The 17,819-nt window shown below is 64.7% G+C and carries 13 protein-coding genes; 5 read left to right on the forward strand and 8 right to left on the reverse strand.

The genetic code is table 11. The annotated features are described in order from the left end of the window. Positions 1–185 precede the first annotated feature (185 nt). The 3 genes from DB31_RS30230 to DB31_RS30240 all read right to left on the reverse strand — a co-directional run bounded on the left by DB31_RS30230 (position 186) and on the right by DB31_RS30240 (position 2,818). On the reverse strand, positions 186–1,112 hold the full coding sequence (locus tag DB31_RS30230; RefSeq protein WP_044193804.1) for a hypothetical protein: 927 nt from the start codon (positions 1,110–1,112) through the stop codon (positions 186–188). A gap of 227 nt (positions 1,113–1,339) precedes the next feature. Beyond that, positions 1,340–2,095 (reverse strand): bestrophin-like domain, encoded by a 756-nt coding sequence (locus DB31_RS30235; protein ID WP_044193806.1) that lies wholly within the window; start codon positions 2,093–2,095, stop codon positions 1,340–1,342. Between the two features lie 108 nt (positions 2,096–2,203). After that, entirely contained in the window at positions 2,204–2,818 is a 615-nt protein-coding gene (locus DB31_RS30240; protein ID WP_044193807.1) for a glutathione S-transferase family protein, read from the reverse strand. A gap of 122 nt (positions 2,819–2,940) precedes the next feature. On the opposite strand from DB31_RS30240, the gene DB31_RS30245 reads away from it, so the two are divergent. Together DB31_RS30245 and DB31_RS30250 are read left to right on the forward strand one after the other, a co-directional pair. Further along, entirely contained in the window at positions 2,941–3,831 is an 891-nt protein-coding gene (locus DB31_RS30245) for a LysR family transcriptional regulator (protein WP_240486955.1), read from the forward strand. A gap of 340 nt (positions 3,832–4,171) precedes the next feature. Continuing rightward, positions 4,172–7,402 carry a Kelch repeat-containing protein gene (locus tag DB31_RS30250; protein WP_052420356.1) on the forward strand — a complete coding sequence of 1,077 codons (3,231 nt, stop codon included), beginning with the start codon at positions 4,172–4,174 and terminating at the stop codon, positions 7,400–7,402. 104 nt (positions 7,403–7,506) lie between these two features. Here DB31_RS30250 and DB31_RS30255 read toward each other — a convergent pair whose 3' ends face one another. The 4 genes from DB31_RS30255 to DB31_RS49170 all read right to left on the reverse strand — a co-directional run bounded on the left by DB31_RS30255 (position 7,507) and on the right by DB31_RS49170 (position 10,909). After that, positions 7,507–8,016 (reverse strand): hypothetical protein, encoded by a 510-nt coding sequence (locus DB31_RS30255; RefSeq protein ID WP_044193810.1) that lies wholly within the window; start codon positions 8,014–8,016, stop codon positions 7,507–7,509. 265 nt (positions 8,017–8,281) lie between these two features. Beyond that, positions 8,282–8,935, reverse strand: a complete 654-nt coding sequence (locus tag DB31_RS30260; protein WP_044193812.1) for a cysteine hydrolase family protein — start codon at positions 8,933–8,935, stop codon at positions 8,282–8,284. A 294-nt stretch (positions 8,936–9,229) separates the two neighbouring features. After that, positions 9,230–10,054 (reverse strand): DUF7452 domain-containing protein, encoded by an 825-nt coding sequence (locus DB31_RS30265; protein ID WP_157232239.1) that lies wholly within the window; start codon positions 10,052–10,054, stop codon positions 9,230–9,232. Positions 10,055–10,459: 405 nt separating this feature from the next. Further along, entirely contained in the window at positions 10,460–10,909 is a 450-nt protein-coding gene (locus DB31_RS49170) for a hypothetical protein (protein WP_157232240.1), read from the reverse strand. A gap of 496 nt (positions 10,910–11,405) precedes the next feature. On the opposite strand from DB31_RS49170, the gene DB31_RS30270 reads away from it, so the two are divergent. Beyond that, the gene (locus DB31_RS30270) at positions 11,406–14,339 is read left to right on the forward strand and encodes a right-handed parallel beta-helix repeat-containing protein (protein WP_044193816.1); all 2,934 of its coding nucleotides are present in this window, start codon (positions 11,406–11,408) and stop codon (positions 14,337–14,339) included. A gap of 137 nt (positions 14,340–14,476) precedes the next feature. Here the strand turns inward: DB31_RS30270 and DB31_RS30275 are convergent, their stop codons facing one another. Continuing rightward, a complete protein-coding gene (locus DB31_RS30275; RefSeq protein WP_044193817.1) occupies positions 14,477–15,265 on the reverse strand; it encodes a VOC family protein in 789 nt (262 codons plus the stop codon). 187 nt (positions 15,266–15,452) lie between these two features. Between DB31_RS30275 and DB31_RS30280 the strand changes: the two genes are divergently transcribed. Further along, positions 15,453–17,033: a CotH kinase family protein gene (locus DB31_RS30280; protein ID WP_044193818.1), complete on the forward strand. Its 1,581-nt coding sequence runs from the start codon at positions 15,453–15,455 to the stop codon at positions 17,031–17,033. 29 nt (positions 17,034–17,062) lie between these two features. Beyond that, complete coding sequence (locus tag DB31_RS30285; protein WP_240486956.1) at positions 17,063–17,800, forward strand: VTC domain-containing protein; 738 nt, start codon at positions 17,063–17,065, stop codon at positions 17,798–17,800. Positions 17,801–17,819 lie beyond the last annotated feature (19 nt).

Genomic DNA, 17,819 nt, shown 5'->3' on the forward strand with positions numbered 1-17,819 from the left:
CGAAATCTGGGGTCATGACACCTACCATGGGCCTGCGAGGAGGCAACTAACGCCCTGGATGGAGCGCCGGAGGCGGTGCCCCGGCGCCCCAGTCCCCGCTCACCAGAACTTCATCTTCTTGATGGCCTTGGTGGTGCTCTTGGTGACGCTCTTGGCCGTCCTCTCCACGGTCTTGGTGTCCTGGCTCACGCCCTTGCGCACGCTGTTGGCCAGCTCCTTGGCCTCCTTCTCTCTCTTGCCGTAGACGTCCTTGAAGACCTTGCTGGTGTGAGCGTCTTGACGGTGAGGTCGCTCGGCGGTGGCACGCCCGGCGCGTACGTCTTCATGAGCTTCTCGAGCGGGATCGTCTGCTCCCCCTCCAGCTTCGCGTACAGCGAGAAGCCACCGGCGCTGCGTGCCATCACCGAGATGGGGACGCCTTCGATCTCGATCGTGCCCATGAGCGTGACAGCGAGCGACGACTGCGGCGCCGTGCCACGAACCTCGAAGCGGCAGGCGATATTGCGGACCACGATCTGGTCTTCCCAGACCTTCCACACGAGGCCCGGCATGCCGACGGTAAAGGTGAGCCCCTCGACGGTGGGCGTCAGGTTCTTCATGCGGAGGTTGAGCGACACATCCATCAACTCAAGCCGGTCGAGCGCGTCGGCGGCGGCGCGCAGCGGCTCGGGCAGCACCGACGAGATCGCGCTGGTACCCGCGAGGTCCGCGAGCTGGGTGAGCTTGCCCAGCGTCACGCCCTCGCACCGGGCGTAGAGGAACGCGCGCGGGACGCCCCACTCGAGGTCCGCCGACAGATCGACCTCGATGTTCGCGCTGGGGATGGACAGCCGGCCCACATAGCCGTTCATCGGCGTGAACGTGCCGTTCTGCGCCTGCCAATCCGTGGACGGAGGGCTGTAGATGCGCAGCGCCGCCTGGGTGAAGAGCAGCTGTCCCCCCGCGTTGAAGTCGATGCCGAGCGGCGCGCGCAGGTGGATGCCGGGCGCGTCCTGGCGTTCCCACGGGCGCTGCCACAAGGAGAGCGGCAGCGTCCGGTCGGTCTCCTTGGGGAGGCGGATTGCTCCGTACAAGGTGAGCGGCTTGCCTTCGCCGAGCATGGCCTCGAGCACGCCTGTGCTGCCCGGGCAGGTCGGGCATCTGGCGGCTCGCTCTGGGACGAGGGCAGGGGACACGCGTAAAGCGGAGGAACTGCGTTGGGCCGGAACGCCGCTGCGTTCCAATGGAACGCGGACGCTCCGGGCGGGACTGCTGCACCGCTGCGGAATCCGCACTTCTTCCTGCGGAATCCGCAGTCGCCCTGCAGCCTTATTCCCGCCAGCCGGTGGCCTGGGCAGGGTCAGGGGCCTTGGAGCGTGTGCTGGATGCGTTGCATGCTGCTCTGGTCCACACGAATCAGGCCACGGCGGGGCGCATCCAGGTCCAGGACCAGGGTCAGCGCGCAGCTGATGACCGCTGGGAGAATGAGCAGCATCTGTGTGGACCGTGAAGGCATGGCCAGTCCCACGATGAACGTCGCGGCGAGCGAGAAGAAGCCCAGCATCCCCCACGCCTCATGAGGGATGCGGTTCTCCAAGGCCGCCGTGCGTTCCTCGCTCACGTCGATCGCCTCGTTCAGCGAGGCGATGTAGCTCGCCATCAGCGCGTCTCTCCTCGAATCCATGGCTTCGGTCGCGCTCTGCCACAATTCCTGCTGCAGCGCGGCGGTCTGCTGCAACACCTCGCCATACTCAGGCTGCCCCGGGCTCGAAGAGCCAAAGCGCATGCGGACATCCACATAGCGTCGAAGCAGCGTCCGCGTCCCCGCCCGTTGCGGCTCTGGCAGAATCGATGTTCGCAGCCACGTGGTGCCAATGGCATTGGCCTCGTCCACGACGAGCTTCCGCCTGCCATCGTGCCGCGATACCGCCATGGAGAAGGTGAAGCCGAGCAGCAGCGCCAGCATGCCGAGCACGGAGGTCTCCAGGGAGTTGAAGTGCTCCTTGTGCCTCGCGGGAATGAAGTCTTGCTTTCGTTCACGCAGCAACGAGCCGGCCCACCCCGACGCGAACAGGAGCACGAACGACAGCGAAAGAAAAAGGGCGGGCTGGAGCATGAGCGCCTCCTTCTCGGAACTGTAGCCGGGAAAGGCTGTGCGTCCGCCCGATTCGCCGGAGGAACGTTCGTTGGCGGATTGCGTTGGCTCTGGACTGTCGAGCGCGCTTCACCCCGAGACGGCCTTCCGCACAGCCGAACGTTGCGTATGCCGCTTGACGTATTCCACCAGCTGCGGATGCCCGTCGAGCAGCTTCAGCGTGTTTGCCAGGTGGAGGATGGACGCCATCACCACATCGGCGGCGGTGAATGCCCCTCCCACGAGGAACTCACGGCCGTCGAGGCCCCCGTTGATGACGTCGAGCACGGCCGTGAGGCGCGTCCTGTGCTTCGCGAGCTCTTCATTCGCGTGCGCGCGGGCCTTCTGCTCCTCGGGCAACTGCGCGTGCTTGTAGAACACCATCACCGCGGGATCGAGGCTCATCTCGGCGAAGACCATCCAGTGGTAATAAGGGCCGCGCTCCGGAGAGCTCGTCGGCGGCGCCAAGTGCTTCTCCGGGAACCGGTCGGCCAGATAGAGGCAGATGGCCAGGGACTCCAGCAGCGTGACTTGCCCATCCACCAGGGCGGGGACTTCGCCCAGCGGATGAACCGCCAGGTACTCGGGGGTGGTGTTCTCCTGTCGAGCGAGATCGAGCCTGACCAGCTCGTAGGGCACTTCGAGTTCCTCCAGCAGCCATCGGGCACGGATCGCTCGGGTTCGAGGGGCAGAGTAGAGCTTCATGTGGGCGCTCCTGAGGGTGGCGGGAGGCGACAACATGCGACTGCCGAGGGGCCCCAGACAATGCGGCCCCATGCGAACTCATTGTCAGGCTAAACTTGACGGTCATGATTTCACCCGCAGACATGATTCTCTTCGCCGCGGTCGTTCGTGCGGAGAGCTTCACCCGGGCCGCGCGCCAGCTCGGCATCACCAAGCAGACCATCAGCGAGCGCATCAGCAAGCTGGAGGAGCGGCTCGGGGTGCGGCTTCTGGAGCGAACGACGCGGCGTCTGCGGGTCACCGGGGCTGGAGCGACGTACTACGAGCGCTGCTCCGCCATCGCCGCGCAGATCGACGAGGCGAACAGTGAAGTGCAGCAGCGGCAGGCGGAGCCCGTCGGCCTGCTGCGGGTCTCCGCGCCGAGGCTCTACGGGCGGCGCTACCTGACACCCGTGATTTCGGAGTACCTCGCCCGCTATCCCCAGGCGCAGGTGGAGCTGGTGCTGGCAGACCGCCGTATCCACGTCATCGAAGAGGGGCTGGATGTCGCGATTCACATCGGGCCGCTCGACGACTCGTCGCTCGTGGCGAGAAAGCTCGGCGAGAGTCCGGTCCATTACGTAGCGAGTCCCCGTTTTCTGTCGAAGTACGGCACGCCGAGCGCCCAGGAGCTCCGCTCCGCGCGCTGCATTGGCTTCGGTGCCTTCGAGACGTGGGAGGCGCAGGGGGTGAAGTCTCGAATCGATCCGGTCCTGATCGTGAATGACCTCGAGCTCGCGTGCGAGGCGGCGATCGCTGGGGTCGGCATTGCGCGCGTCCCGGCCATCCTCTGCCGAGACGCAGTCCGTGACGGACAGCTGAAGATCCTCTTTGGCCCCAAGCCCGCGATGATGCGGGCCATCCACGTCGTCTACCCGAGCCGGCTGAATCTTCCGGCAAAGGTCCGGGTCTTCGTGGATGCCGTGGCAGCGCTGGCCGAGCCGGTGTTGCCGCTGCGCGGCGGTTCACGGCGCAAGCGCTCGTCAACGCCATAAAGGCTCGCCGATGCTCCGATGCAAAGCGGTAGACCTCTGTGGGTGGGCGGTCGATCGAGACGCTGATGTGTCGAACTTCGAGTGGATGCTGTGAGTGAGGCATCTGGCCTTCTCCGCTGTTTACGCGCAGGGCGAATCGAGCCGCCCCGGCTCGTTTATCGTCCTCTTGCCTCAGTAATTCAAGCGAGACATGGGAATCCTGCTACGACGGATCCGTGGGCTGTCCAGAAAGTGAGGCATTTTTGAAACACGTTGCTGAATCTGGCGTCGCGCGGATATGCCCTTAAGCTGCCCCATCATTTCTTGTCTTGTCTATGCAAGACATGGAGGGGGTTTTCTCTTGCACTCGAAGAACCATGAATGGGCCCGGTGGCTCACCGCGCTGGCCTGTCTGTTTGCGCTCACGGACTGCACGCGCCAGGAGGCCACGGGCTCAGCGCAGCTCTTCGGCTCGCTTCAGCAATCCGTTATTGCCGTCAACATCACGCGCGTGGAGGTAACGGTCACCGCGCCGGACATGGCCTCGCGCACCGAGACGCTCACGAGGACAGATGGTATCTGGAGCGGCACTCTCGGCAACCTCCCCTCGGGCTCCAACCGCACCTTCTCCGCCGAGGCCTTCGATACGGCGGGTACGCTGCGCTTCGCGGGCCAGGCCAGCGGCGTGACCATCACCGCCGGGCAGACCACGGTGGTGGCCCTCTCGCTTCAGGCCGTGGACACCCCTCCGCCCTTCGACAATGCCGTGCCCATCATCGACTCGCTCGTCGCTGCGGCGGGGACCGTCGCGCCTGGGGGCTTCCTCTCGCTCGAGGCCACCGCGCACGATGCGGATCCGGGCGACACGCTCTCGTATGCCTGGAGCAGCACGGCGGGAGGTTTCTACGCTCCCGCTTCGCCTTCGACGACGTGGTGGGCCCCCACCGAGTCAGGGCCGGTCATGCTGACCCTGACGGTGGCGGACGCTCATGGAGCGGTAGCGACGCTCAGCTTCACCATCCAGGTGCAGTCTGCTGGCGGCGCTGCGGCCGTCCAGATCACCTTCAACAGCACCCCCGTTGTCTCCCTGATCACCGCGTCGCCTTCGCGGGTGGACGTGGGAGAGACGACGAGGGTGGTGGCCACTGCCTCGGATGGAGATGGCGACGCGCTGGGCTATCAATGGACCGCGGCCTGCGCGGGGACCTGGTCGGGAGCCTCTTCCGCCACCGCTCAGTTCACCCCGAGCAGCCGCTCTTCGCAGAGCACCTGCGGTGACTGCCCGCTCACGGTGACGGTGACGGACGCGCACGGAGGACAGACGACGGGCACCTTGCGCATCTGTGTCGGTCCCCCGCTGGCCGTGCACCTCCCTCCGCGTATCGTCAGCACCTATCAGTCCTCGCAAACCGTGCCCACGAGCGGGCCTGTGACATTGCGCGTGGCGGCGAGTGATCCCCAGTCCAGCGCTCTCACCTTCACCTGGGCGGCGTCCGCTGGGGCGCTGGGAACTCCTTCGAGCGAGCCGGTACGGAGCGAGGTGCAGTGGACCCCGCCCGCGTGCGTGCCCGCCAGCACTCCGCTGTCCATCACCGCCACGGTGGTGAACGCCGCGGGCCTGTCCACCTCCACGACCTTTGCGTTGACGGGCGGCTCGGCCTGCACCCCGGGGCTGGGCGGCTTCCGTCCCACGAGAGCCTTGGTGGAGGGTGACCACCGAGTGGTGGCGCTGTTGCCCTCGGGCCGGGTGCTCGCCTTGCACAGGACCGGAGCTTCCGCCGAGCTGTATGACCCGGCCACGGAGACCTGGTCCTTGACGGCCAACATGGACGCGGGCCACATCGCCCACTCAGCGACGGTGCTGGCCACGGGCAAGGTGCTCGTGGTGAGGAAGGATGCTGCTGCCGCCGAACTGTACGACCCGGCCACGGGCACGTGGGCTCCCACGGGGAGCCCGCAGAAGCTGAGGGACTATTCCACCGCGACACGGCTCCTTTCCGGCAAGGTCCTGGTGGTGGGGGGCATTGACGCGGACGCCCGGGGCACTGCGGAGCTCTACGACCCGGTGACGGGCACTTGGACTTCCGCGGGCACGCTGGTGGCTCGCCGGGTCTTGCATAGCGCCACGCTGTTGCCTTCCGGCAAGGTGCTGGTCGTCGGGGGAGCCGAGAGCACCACCGCCGAGCTGTACGACCCCGCGACGGATTCCTGGACGCCCACCAGTGCTCCGATTTTCTCGCACGGGCTGCGGCATACCGCGACCCTGCTTCCCTCCGGACAGGTGTTTGTCACGGGAGGGATGACTCAGGTCGCGGAGCTCTACGATGAGGCGACCAGCTCCTGGGCAGCGGCTCCGCCCATGGCCGTGGAGCGCACGTGGCATGCCGCGGCCCTCTTGCCCTCCGGCAAGGTGCTGGTGACAGGGGGGAGCCTGGGCTCATTGAGCTATGGCACGAGCATGGCGGAGCTGTATGACCCAGCTTCCGGCACGTGGACTCGTACGGGCAGCATGGTCATCTCCCGGATGGAGCACACGGCGCTCGTGTTGCCTTCGGGGAGAGTGCTGACCGTGGGGGGCAGTGACGCCCGTTTCGCCGAGCTCTACGAGCCCACCCTGGGCGCGTGGGCCCCCACTCAGAGCATGGGCCTGGCCCGCTTCCTGAGCCCGGCGACCGTGTTGCCCTCGGGCCAGGTGCTCGTCTCGGGGGGGATAACCCCCGCCTCCGGGTGGCCCCCGATCTCCTCTGCGGAACTGTACGACGCTGCCACGGGCTCCTGGGCTCCCACCGGCAACATGATCCGCGAGCGCGTGCTGCACACCGCCACACTCTTGCCCTCGGGCCGGGTGCTCGTTGCCGGCGGCTCTGAGGACGCGACGGCCGAGCTATACGAACCCGCCACCGGCTCGTGGCTTTCCGCGGGTGGCATGAGTGAGGTTCGTTATGGGCACACCGCCACGCTCTTACCCTCGGGCAAGGTCCTCGTCGCGGGTGGCAACGACCTGGCGGCTGCGGAGCTGTATGACCCGGCGACGAACAGCTGGACGCCCACGGGCAGCATGAGCTCGACGCGCACGGGACACACCGCGACGTTGTTGCCCTCTGGACGCGTCCTGGCCGTGGGAGGCAATCCGAGCGAGGACCCACCCACGGCCACCGCCGAGCTTTACGACCCAGGCACTGGTACCTGGACGCCCGCAAGCCCCCCGATCGCCTTTCCACCCTCGGGCAGCACCGCGACGCTGCTGCTCTCTGGCAAGGTCCTCGTCACGGGGAGGGATGGTTCCGCGCAGGAGTACGACTCGGCCGCTGGCACTTGGACCGCTGTGGGCAGGATGCGCCTGGAATTCGATCTGAGAGCGGCGGTGCGGCTGCCCTCCGGCAAGGTGCTGGTGACCGGGGGCGGGGTGGTGAGCGCGGCCGCGGAGATCTATGATCCGGTCACACGGACCTGGAGCGGCAGTCCCGGGACCATGCTCTCGGCGCGCAGGTACCACTCGCAGGCGCTGCTGCCCTCGGGGCGAGTGCTGGTGGCGGGCGGCATGACCGAGGGGGGCGAAGTCCTCACGACTGCTGAGCTGTATGGCCCGTAGCGAGCTGTCAGGGAACGGGCGCATCGGGCGATAGGGAGACGGGAGGCCCCTGCTCCCAACCGACACGGGGAGCAGGGGTTCCGAAGCCACACCTCAAGTCAGCTTCACGGCGCTGGTAGGCAGGAGATCCCACTGTAGGCAGTGCCATAAGCATAACCGTCGACCAGCACCACGTAGGTGAGCAGGTTCCCGTTGTAGCTCTGGCCGTAGCAAGTCTTGTACGTGAAGTACCCGGCGTATGGCCAACCCCCCTGCTGGAGGTAGGCCCCGTCCAGCACGATGGGGGTACCGTTGGGAGCGCCCACGAGACTGTTCACGAAGCCCACGGCATCGCTGCTCCAGGTGAACGGTCCCTGGAACGAGTTGCAGTTCTTGCGGATCAGTCCATCCGAGCACTGGTAGTACACCTTGCCGAGCGCGGGACCGAAGCCGAAGTGGTCGTACACCTTGTACATGTTGAGGAACACATGGATGGCATAGCCACCCGAAGCATTCGCGCTCCAGTAGTTGACGAGGTGCTGGCGGCTCAGGAAGGGCCCTTCCTCGCTCTGCGCTGCAGCGCTCTGTGCGAGGAAGAGGGACAGAAAGAGGACGGGAATACTCAGGCGGTTCATGGTGACTCCAGAAGGTGCATCAGCTCCAAGCGTGAAGCTGAGCGCCTGCTAGTCGAGTCGGGCGAGCCTGTACACGAGGGGAAACCCGTAAGACGAAGCCCCAGCCTGTGTTACGCACCATCTGGAGGCTCGCGCCGCAAGCCTCCGCTCACGTCCGCCCATCCGGGCTTCCGAGACGTGGACAACCCATGGAGCGGAGCCCCCGCCATGGGCTTCACGGCTTGGCACGGCGCCTCATTGGCGGGCTGGGTCTCATCGCGTAAAACTACTGCGACTGCGCACTCGTTTCGGTTTGGGCAGAAGAGATCAGGTCGACAAGCTCTTGAGTGGTAACAATGGCACTGGCGTAGTTCGGGAGATTGACGTTGAGAGCGGCGTGCATCGCCTCATCCGAGTAATCCGCCGTCGCGTCTCTGACCATTGTGACGTCGTAGCCGAGCTCTGCTGCAAACCGCACGGTCGCTTCGATGCAGGTATGTGCGATGAGTCCCATGACGATGAGCTGATGGATGCCGTGCCTCTTGAGCTGCAAATCCAAATCTGTGTTGGCGAAGCCACTGGAACACCAATGCTCCGTAGCGACAATCTCGCCTGGCTGAGGCTCGAACCCGGGACGGAGCTCGCCACCCCATGTGCCGTATTCGAAGGTTCTTCGCACCCATGCGGCCTTCTGAACGGGCGCAATGTACTTCCAGGTCTCGTAGTCGCCCGGACGGTATCGATGATGCAGCGCATAGAAGACCCGTAGCTTCGCCTTCCGTACGGCATTCAGGACCTGCAGCATATGAGGAACGCAGTCATTCGCTTCGGCAACAGCTCGAATGCGTTCCCATGCCTTGCCTCCCTCGGAAATGAAGTCGTTATACGGATCGACCACCAGAAGTGCAGTGATCTCCTTGTCATAAGTGTGTCTCGCCATGGTGTCCCTTCACCCAGGCGTAATCTGGCCATCACAAGCAATATCCATTCAGGGCTGCCCACAAGCCCACGCCCTGCTGCCTGCCGTCTGGGTGGGCAGTCACCCCTGTCGGGCAGGGCGGCAATGGCCGCATCAGCCTGGCCCGGTCCAGCAGCTCGTGGACGCGAGCGGCCAGCGAGACGTGCTCCGGGTTGGCCGCCGGAGCATCGAGGCCATGAAGCGGCTGGGCAGGCAGCGTGCGCAGCAGAGCTTGGCGCCCTATCTCCACACGGTGACCCAGAGACGACCGTCGGATCAGAGGATCTCCACGTTGAAGGCCATGCCGGCGATGGGCTTGAAGTCATCGAAGTACACGCGCCACTTCGTCCCGTCGTAGTACACGCTGGCGGGGCTGTTGTTGTAGATGGCCGCGGCCGACCAGTTCTTCGTGATGATGATCATCGCGCTAGGGTTGCCGTTGAGCAGCGGGTGGTCGATGACGGCCGTGTGGCCCGTGGTGCTGCTCGGCACCACGGCGGTGAAGGAGAAGCGGCTGGCCGTCGAGATGTTGACGCTGAAGGCCATGCCCGAGCTCATCGCGACGGTGGTGTTTTCGTTGAAGATGGCCCACTTCGCCCGCGAGCTGTCGTACCACACGCCGATGTCGCTCTTGTTGTAGGTGCCCTTCCAGTGGTGCGTCGCCGTCACGATGGCATTGGGGTTGCCGTTGGACAGCGGGTTGTTGATGTACGTGATGTGGCCGATGGTGTTGGCCGCCGTGACGGAGTGCACGAATCCCTCGCCCACCGCCACGTTGAAGGACGCATCCAGCGGCATCTGGCAGGTGGTGTCCTGGTTGAAAATGCCCCAGAAGCCGCTCGCGTAGTACACGCCGACGATGCAGTTGAGGTACACGCCCGGCAGCCCCGGCGGGTTCCAGTTGTGCGTCACCCGGATGACGGCGTTCGGATCATTCAACACGCTCGGGCGGCTGACGAAGGTGATGTGGCCGCTCTTGTTCGCAACCGTGGTGCGGTGGACGAACGAGCGCTGGGCCGTCTGGGCCTGCGCGGCGGTGGACACGCCGAGGGCAAGGACGACGGCGCTCAGCAGGGACGGCATGTTTTTGAGAGACTTCATGAAGAGCTTCCTGGTCTGCGGGATGGATTTCCCGCCAGAGACCAGGAGCACTTGGCGTGCCAAAGCCTGGAAGCAGGTGGAGTCCGTCCCGCTGTAGGAAAAGGAGTCCACAATGCCAAACCCTCGCCGCAGGATTGTGGACTGGCGGGACACGACGGCGGAGCGCATAGGAATCGGGGTGCTGTTGAAGGGAACGGGCGGTATCGGAGATCGGCAACGCCTACCGGAAGGGAGGGCGGAAGATCAGCATCGGCTGTGCCAAGCCGAACTGCTGCTGCGAGCCTTCGGGGTGCGGATGAGGTAGACGTGTGTTGCCGCCCTACGAGCATGACTGTTCGGAGATGTCGGGACTTTTTGCGTTCAAAACCCCCGACATTTCCGAACAGCCAGCCAGCGAGTTCGGTCCTAGCGAGCGCGACAGAAAATGGGGAGAGTAGTGCCGAAGCAACCATTGCTAAAGAGGTTTGATAAGACGACGTTGTTCGCGTCCAGCCGCCAGTACTGGTGGCGCCATTCTCCACTGGGGCAGGTGTCATCATCTGGAGCGAGGGTTCCAGTGTAGAACATGAATCCCCCCCAGCGCACTCCAAGCTGGGGATTGTCGCCTTCAACGACAAAGGGGAGCCTGTTGTAGATTCGCATACCGGTGTTCCAGTACGAGCAGGTCACGAGCTGGGGCTCGGTGGTGTTGTATTGCATACCATATTCGTAGTGAGTGCTTGGGTAGCCCGGAAGCTGACAGTTCGCGTTGATTTGAGAGAGGTTGCCGCAGGCAACCCAGCTTGCCGCAGAGGCTGGAACAGCCGCGAGCAGAACTCCCATGGACAGTCCCCATCGAATCGCAAGACCCTTCATTGGTTTCTCCTTGCAAGGGTAAAGCAACCTTGCAAAGCCAAAATGAAAACGGAGTGCATGGCGTGCAAGAGCCTACTTCCACTCTCACCGGGCACTGAACTCCCTCCAGGCCCTGGGTACGTGTAAGGATTCAACTCCCTGCTGATCTCAGTTCACGGCACGTTGGAGTATCGTTTCCACCCGCATTGGGAAGCGGGGAACGTTCCAAGTCCTGGAATGATGGAGCGGCCGCCTACTCTTGTCCTCCACAGAACGGGTCAGGAGTTGTTGTGTTGAGCTCAATGCCTCTCTCTGCGACTCAGGGGCGGCAGTGACCCCCATCTGTGGAGGAATCAACCGCATGCGCAGTGCCTTATCACCTCATGAGCGCAGGTCCTGTCGTTTACCCTCGAGAGCTCACATCATCTTGGCTGTGGCTGGTGTGGTGATGCTCTGGGGTTGCATGGATTCAGAACGCACTCCATCGTCTGCGCCAGTCAATCAATCCTATTCTCTGGTGACCATTGCCGACCCTGGCACGCTGCCAGCGGACACGGCGTTCATCAATGCGCCCGTTACGAGCACTGTCTATGTCGCCAAGACGGGCTGCCCGGGCCCCCAGGATGTCTGCCAGGAGTCCAACAACGGTATGACCCGGCAAACCGCCAAACCCCGAATCGATCTGGCCATTCCTCTGGTCCAGCCTGGCGGGGAGATACGCGTCTATCCCTCGGAGACCCCATACGAGGAGTATCTCTATATACCGCTGCAGCAGGCGGGCTCGTCGGCAACCCCCAAGTTCATCATCGGGGTGCCAGATGCCATGGGCAAGATGCCACGGATTGTGCCCAAATTTGTCGATGGCCGCTTCAGGTCCATCTTCAACCTGGAGACCTCCTACTGGATCATCAAAGGCGTGGACATTGATTGTATGGACCAGCGTGTCAGCGGCGTTGTCCCGCTGAGAGGAGACCACCTGGCCTTGCTGGACTCCGAGGTCCATCACTGCCGGCAATCCGCTGTGCTGGTGCGTGGCTCGAAGGACGTGGTGATTCGCAACAACGTGCTGCATCACAACCAGGATTTCCAGGGGGTGGATTCGGACCTTCGCTATGACTCCAGCGGCGTGGATATGGAGTCATGGTTCCTGCGGGACGCCTCCAATGCGATCATCGTGAGCAGCATCACCCCCACGGAGCGAGTCCTTATCGAGCGGAATACGGCCTATGCCAACTCCGGTGATGGTGTTCAGTGTCAGGGAGGGGAAGCCCCAGGTGGGACATACTACCCGGAGATGAATTCACGCGATGTGACCATCCGCGACAACCTCTTCCACGACAATCTCGAGAACGCCGTCGATATCAAGTCGTGCCTTCGTGTGTCGATTACGGGGAGCAATCAGTTCTACGGGTATGATCATTCAGGACGCAATGGCGGGCGCTGTGGCGGTTCCGCGGTGATCGTGCACTTCAACGCATCCAAGGTCCTCGTCGAGGGGGCTCGCATCCACGACAGCGGCATTGGCGTTGAGCTGGGAAGCGACCAGCTGGGAGCGGTGCAGGACATCATCATCCGCCGCAACTCCATCTACCGGATGAACCAAAACTACTCGCGCTGGGCGGCAGGGGATGCTCCGGGCGGGAGGACAGGGTACGAGTGGAAGGTGAACTGCGGTGACGGCATCAAGGTCAATCGCGCCCAGCGCGCCGAGATCTACCACAACACGCTGGATAACCTGCTTCATTCCGGTATCAAAATCCGCTCCATCCTCGCGGATACGGAGACGGTGCGTGTCTGGAACAACATCATCTCGGACGTGAGCGGGCTCAACTACATCGATGAGACGCAGTTCCCTTCGACGTATCCGCTTCCCCCGAGCTACGTTCCGGCCCGCTATGGCCACGAGCATGGCGGATACCTGGACTACGACCGGTCCAGTTCCCTGTCGGGGTTGGTGAGCGAGTACAACCTCTTCCACAAGGGAGATGGGACTTCCTTGCTCTATCGCTACTGCCCGCCCTCGGGCTCTTGCACTCAGCAGAGCCTGGCGACGTTCCGCACGTCATCCAGTCTCGATCTGGCGCCCAACAGCCAGGAGACGCCTGCTAACTCCACCCTCTTCGTCGCTCTGCCTGATTCCAACGGCTACTTCACGCAATCCGGAACGCTCGCGCGGAACACCGCGCTGGTGGATGCTGGCAACTCCGGCCAGGACTGCGCGAGTGCTCCGGACAAGGGGGCGCTCGAGAGCGACTGCGCGCGGGAGTGGACCCCGTACTCCGCGCCCCTGAGTGCGTCGACGGGAGTGACCTCAGGCTCGGCTCCCTCTCTCCAGGTGGATGCTTCTGGCCTGCCCGTGGTCGCTTGGTCCGAGGCTGAAGGCGAGGCTCGTGCCATTCATGTGCGGCGCCTGGTGGGCGGAATCTGGCAGCCGATAGGAGATCCCCTGAGCGCGAGCACGGGGAGTGGTACGCACGCGGAGACTCCTCAGTTGGTGCTGAATGCTCAGGGCCATCCCGTGGTGGCATGGTCCGAGTCCAATGGCACGGGTGCCCAGGTCCATGTCTGGGCGTGGACCGGAAGCCAATGGACGCCGTACGGGGGAGGGCTCAGAGTGACCTCCTCCGGCTATGCGTTCAACCCGTCGCTGAAGCTCGATGCCTCGGGCGATCCCGTGGTCGCTTGGCGAGAGTCTCCCAATGGCCAGTATTACAACGGGACCATTCACGTCAGCCGCTGGAACAACGGTTCCTGGAGCAGCGTGGGAGGGGCCGTGCTCTCCATGGGGGATGCCTTCGAGGCTCCTTCGCTCGAGATGGGTGGCGACGATGAGCCACGCGTGGCTTGGTCCGCCTTTAACGGCGTGGAATGGAGGATCTTCGTAGCGGGCTGGACTGGGACGGCGTGGCAAGCCGTCGGCTCGGACGGCATCAATGCGCTCACGGAGGTGGGGACTGGCGGTTCCTCACCCTCCCTGAAGATTGACGGTTCGGGGCGGCCGCTCGTCGCATTCAGTGAGTCCATGGCGAACGAGGACGAGACCTGGGTCTTCTTGTTCCGATGGAATGGCACCTCGTGGGACGACCTGGGCGGGAAGCTGAACGGTGATGTGGCGGGAGACCCCGACCTGTGGGAGCAAGGTAATTGGCCTGTGCTGGAATTGGATGGCGTCGGCAATGCGTACGTCGCCTACCGTTCTTCTTTCTCGGATTATCGGAGCTCTCCCTACAGCCATTGGAGCACCGACTTCATCAAGGTGCGGGATGCTTCGACGGGGGCATGGACCACGCTCAGCTCCTGGTTCATCCCGGACTCGGGACCGCCGCGCGCCTTCCGCGTCAGGGCGTCAGGGGAGCCCTTCATCGCCATGGAGAAGGTCACACAGCCATGGGTCCCGTACTCCAACGGGGTGAGCGGCATCGAGGTGACACATTGGGCTCCCTGGCTCTGAAGCCCGCGCTCATGTCTTGGGAGGGGTAACTCGCTCAAGTAGGTGAGGAGCCGAGGCCAGAAGGGGTGAGCTCTGGCCTCGGCTCTTGTCCACAGCGGGCGGCGTCCACGCTCGCCAGCGATCTCAGCCCAGGCCGATTACCAGCCGCTCACAGGGGAGATGGGCTGGATCACGCAGAAGGCTGCTCCCGTGGGATCCACGAGCACTGCCATGCGCCCATAGGGCGTGTCGAACGGCGGCGCCATCACCTGGCCGCCGAGCCCCTCCGCATTCTTCACCGTCGCGTCTGCGTCCGTGACGGCGAAGTAGACGTTCCAGTGCGAAGGCACCTCGGGCGGGAACTGCGCGGTCATCTGCATCGACCCGAAGACCGTCGTCCCGTCCTTCTGCAGCGTCCAGTAGTCGATGCCGGGAGCATCCAGGCGCTTCTTCTCCAGCCCGAACACCTGCGTGTAGAACGCGTGGGCCTTGGCGAGGTCGCGCGTGTACACCTCGTGCCAGACCATGGCGCCGGTTTCTTCGATGACCTGCGCACCCTGGTGCCTCCGGCCCTGCCACACACCGAAGTGCGCCCCGGTCGGATCGGCGAAGTACGCCATCCGGCCTTCCTCCATCACGTCCATCGGAGGGACCACCACTTTGCCGCCCGCCTCCGTAATCTTGCGGGCGATGGCGTCGGCGTCCTCGACGGCCAGGTAGAGGCTCCACATCGGAGGAAACGGCGAGCCCTCGCGCAGCTTGGCCAGGCCCGCGACGTTGCGGCCCCCGAGCTGCGCCATCGTATAGAACCCAGTGTTCGGATCGTCGCCGCCCACGAACGTCCACCCGAGCAGCTCGCCGTAGAACTTCCGCGCCTTGGCGGGATCCGGCGTCTGCAAATCGACCCAGGACACCGTCGAGGGAGCTGCCTTCTCACGCTTCGCCATGCCTGCCTCCAGGTTCAGAAAGGGGGCGTCTGAAACCCCCTGGGGCCTTCCAGGTTAGTCCTGAAATACTTCGTCACATTCACGAAACAATCGTGTCACGGCCTCTTGGCAGGGTGTCGCCTCGAAGCATCAGCACCGGCAGGGCGCCGGTCCTGAAGCGGGACATCTGACCCCCGAGGAGAGCCGTATGCACGGAGTTTCGCGACTGCGCTTGTTGGCCGCGCTCATGTTCTTCACCGTCGCCTGTGGTGACGGCCGGCCCGAAGGCTGGACCGAGGAGTCGCACGGCAAGAAGGCCCAGCCCGCCTACGGCACTGTCTTTCCCTCGGATCAAGTTCAGCGGCTCGACATCGTCATCTCCGCCGCGGACTGGCAGGCGATGCAGGACGACATGACGGCCATGGTCGGCGCCTTCGGCTCGGGGGGCGGCCTGCCTGGCGGAGGAGGTGGCATGCCTGGCGGAGGAGGTGGCGCGCCTCCCGTGGAGCTGACGGCGGCCTGCCAGGACAAGGCAGAGGGCGAGGCCTGCACCGCGACCTTCAATGGCACCACGTTCACGTCCACCTGCGGAAAGACCCCGGATGGGGCCACCCTGCTGTGCAGGCCGATGGGGGGACCAGGGGGGGGCGGCGGCGCTCCCGGCGGTGCTCCCGGAGGAGGGGGCGGCGGCGTGGATCTCATCCCGAACACGCCCATCTATGTGCCCTCGACGGTGATGTTCAACGGCAAGACGTGGTGGCACGTGGGCATCCGCTACAAGGGCAACTCCACGCTCTCGAGCGGCTGGCGCTCGGGCGTGAGCAAGCTGCCCTTCCGGCTCAACTTCGACAAGTTCGAGGACGAGCATCCCGAGATCGAGGGCCAGCACTTCTACGGCTTCAGCAAGCTCTCCCTCTCCAGCAACCAGGGCGATGTGTCGTACATCCGGGACCATGTCGCCTCGGATACGTTCCTCGCCGCCGGGGTGCCCGCAGCCCGTACTGGCTTCATGGCCGTGTATGTGGACCACGGCGAGGGGGCCCAGTACTTCGGGCTCTACACCGTCGCCGAGGATCCGCAGTCCTCGCTGCTCGACAGCCACTTCGGCAACCACGATGGCGCGCTCTATGAGGCGGACGGTGTGGGCGCCCGGTGGGGCACCTTCGACGAGGCCTCCTTCGAGGCGCAGTCGGATGCGGCCGAGCAGGGCTGGGAGAGCGTGCAGGCCGCCATCGCCGCGCTGAACGCCGACCGCAGTGACGCGGCGGCCTGGCGCGCGGGGCTTGAGGCGAGGCTGGACGTGGATGGCTTCCTGCAGTGGCTGGCCGTCAACACGGTGCTGATGAACTGGGACAGCTACGGTTCCATGCCGCACAACTACTACCTCTACGCGGACCCGACGGATGGGAACCGGCTGCACTGGATCACCTGGGATCACAACCTGTCCATGACCTCGCGCCAGGGGCTCTCGCTGACGCTCTCCGAGGTGACTCAGGACTGGCCCCTCATCCGCTACCTGATGGACGACCCGGTCTACAAGCCGCGCTACGAGCAGTACGTGCGCGAGTCCGTTCAGGGCCCGTTGGCCGCGGCCACGATGAAGGAGCGCATGCAGCAGGCGCATGACCTCATCGCGCCCTGGGTCACCGGAGAGAACGCCGAGGTGCAGGGCTTCACCTACACCAGCGCGGATCAATTCAATACCTCGCTCACCGGAACCGCGGGCCTCTTCAGCTTCGCCGAGCAGCGTGAGGCGGCCGTGCGGACCACCTTCGGTACCACCCCATGAACGCGCTGGCCTGGTCAGGAATCTCTGCCATGGAGTGCCACTCACCGGAGTTGGATCATGAGCGGCGTTTCCATCCATCCGTCTCGGTGGTGGAAGCCTTCCTGAGCGCCGTGGGGCCTTTCACAGAGCCTCGGCGGTACGAGCTTGGCTACCCGCACGCCTTCACGCGCACGACGTACTTCGACACGGAAGAGCTGTCCCTGCTGTCCTCGAGGGGCACTGGCTCCGCGCAGCGCCTGCGGCTCCGGGAGTACGCCGGGGCGGTGGATCTGGCGCAGCCTCCCGTCCTGACCGGCCAGCGGTTCCTCGAGGTGAAGGTGACGAGCGGGGAGCGGCGCATGAAGTCCCGCTGCCCGCTCTCGGGTGTGGAGGCGGAGGCGCTGCTGTCCGGCGCGCCTCTGCCCGAGGCGAGCGTCGCGGCGGAGCTGGTGCGGCGCCTCACCCCGGCTCCGGTCAAGCCGATGGTGACGGCTTGGTACCGGCGCGTCACCCGGGTTACCTCCGACGAGCGGGTCCGCATCACCCTGGACGAGGATCTCACCTTTGCCCTGCCTCCGGCCCCGGGGGAGCCCGCGGCCCCCACGCGCCTGCTCCAGCGGGCTCCGTCGGCCCTGCTCGAGGTGAAGTGGCAGGCCCGCCTGCCGTACTGGCTCGAACGGGCGTTCGTGCCGCTGATGGCCTGCGAGACCCATGGCTCGAAGTTCGAGGAGGGAATGCGCGCGCTCTTCGGCGGAGCGCTCCCTCTTCCTCTCTCCAAAGCACGCTGAGCTCACTTCCAAGGACTGT

Source organism: Hyalangium minutum, assembly GCF_000737315.1.
Taxonomy (GTDB): Bacteria; Myxococcota; Myxococcia; order Myxococcales; family Myxococcaceae; genus Hyalangium; species Hyalangium minutum.